At 74.8% G+C, this 1,777-nt stretch carries 2 protein-coding genes; both read right to left on the reverse strand.

The features are described 5' to 3' along the window. On the reverse strand, positions 1-1,209 hold a 1,209-nt coding region (locus tag AB0C69_RS42000; RefSeq protein ID WP_360362454.1), incomplete at its 3' end, for a site-2 protease family protein. 67 nt (positions 1,210-1,276) lie between these two features. Further along, positions 1,277-1,777: 4Fe-4S dicluster domain-containing protein (locus tag AB0C69_RS42005; RefSeq protein WP_360362457.1), on the reverse strand; the 501-nt coding region annotated here is incomplete at its 5' end.

Below are 1,777 nucleotides of genomic sequence, written 5' to 3' on the forward strand. Positions count from 1 at the left end.
GCCGAAGCGGGACTCCCAGTCGTTGGGCGGCAGGGCGCCCTCGGGGTCGAGGCCGGGGCGGAAGATGTAGCGCGCGCGTTCGGGGCTGCCGCGGCTGAGCCGGGTCCGGCGCATCATCCGCTGGAGGTCGTCGGTGGTGACGATCCCGAGCAGGTGGTGGTCGGCGGCGACGACCGCGACGAGGCTGCCCGCCACGGGGGCCATCTGGAGCAGGACGTCCGCCGGCCGCTCCGGGTCGATGATCCGGTCGGCGCCGAGCGGCACGCTCAGATCGCCCAGGGTGACGCCGGCCTCCCGCTCCGGGACGCGGGACAGCCGGTCCACCGTGACGGCGCCGACGGGGTCGCCGGCCACGCTCACGACCGGGAACACCGTCTGGTGCGACCGCACCGCCACGTCCTGGACGAACGCGGCCGCGGGCTGCCACGCCCAGCCGTGGTCGGGGTCGCGCGTCATGACGTCGGCGACCCGCAGGTCCTTCGCGGCCTCGCGCAGGTCGGTGAAGCGCGCCTCGGCCCGCGCCGAGCCGGCGATGAACCAGCCGACCACGGCCAGCCACAGCCCGTTGAACCAGCTCCACAGCAGCAGCGTCAGCAGACCTGCGCCGATCATGACCTGGCCGAGCACCATCCCGGCGCGCTGGGCGCTGCGGGTCGCGGCGGCCCGGTCCCCGCTCCGGCCCCACAGCAGCGCGCGCAGGATGCGCCCGCCGTCCAGCGGCGCGCCGGGGAGCAGGTTGAACACCGCGATCAGGAGGTTGGTCGCCGCCAGCCAGCTCAGCGAGGCGGTGACGATGACGGGGGCGCCGAGCGCGTGCCCGGCCGCCCAGGCCCCGGCGAACGCCGCCCCGGCCACCGCGCTGGTCAGCGGGCCGACCCCGGCGATCTGGAGATCGTCGCGGGCGGTGCCGGGTTCGCCGTCCAGTTCCGCGAGGCCGCCGAGCGCCCACAGCGTGATCGAGCCGACCCGGACGCCGCGGCGGCGGGCGACCAGCGCGTGCGCGAACTCGTGCGCGGCCAGCGAGCCCATGAACAGCACCGCGGCCACCACGGCCGCCGTCCAGCGCACGCCGGAGGACGCGCCCGGGTCGGCGGTGGGCAGCACCGAGCGCGCGAGGATCTCGGCGATCACCAGCATGATCACCAGAACCGACCAGTGCATCCCGACCGGGATCCCGCGGAAGGTGCCGAATCTGAACGTCTGCTTCATCGCGAGCCTCCTACCGATGCCACCAGGCTCGCGCGGGGCCGGCTGGACGGTCAGAGGCGAATTGCTCCTATTTTTGGGTCTTTGGGCCTCCCGGGCCCTCCCCGGCGGCCTCGGTGCGCAGGGCCGCGACCTCGACGGTCAGGTCGATGCCGACCGGGCACCAGACGATGCACCGGCCGCAGCCCACGCAGCCGGAGGAGCCGAACTGGTCGTGCCAGGTCCCGAGCTTGTGGGTCAGCCACTGGCGGTAGCGGCTCTTGGCGGACGCCCGGACGTCGCCCCCGTGCAGATGGGTGAAGTCCGGGTCGAAGCAGGAGTCCCAGAGCTGCCAGCGCTCGGCGTGGTCGCCGGTCAGGTCGGTGGTGTCGGCGACCCTCGTGCAGAAGCAGGTCGGGCACACCATCGTGCAGTTTCCGCAGCTCAGGCAGCGTTCGGCCACCTCGTCCCAGCGGTCGGCCTCCAGGGCCCCGGCCAGGAGCTCGCGCAGCCCCGCGGCGGGCATCTCCCGGCCCATCCGGCCGGCGGCCGCCGACACCTCGGCGCGGGCGCGGTCGACGTCGGCGGCCTC

It is taken from the genome of Actinomadura sp. NPDC048032, from assembly GCF_040653175.1.
GTDB classification, from domain to species: Bacteria; Actinomycetota; Actinomycetes; order Streptosporangiales; family Streptosporangiaceae; genus Spirillospora; species Spirillospora verrucosospora.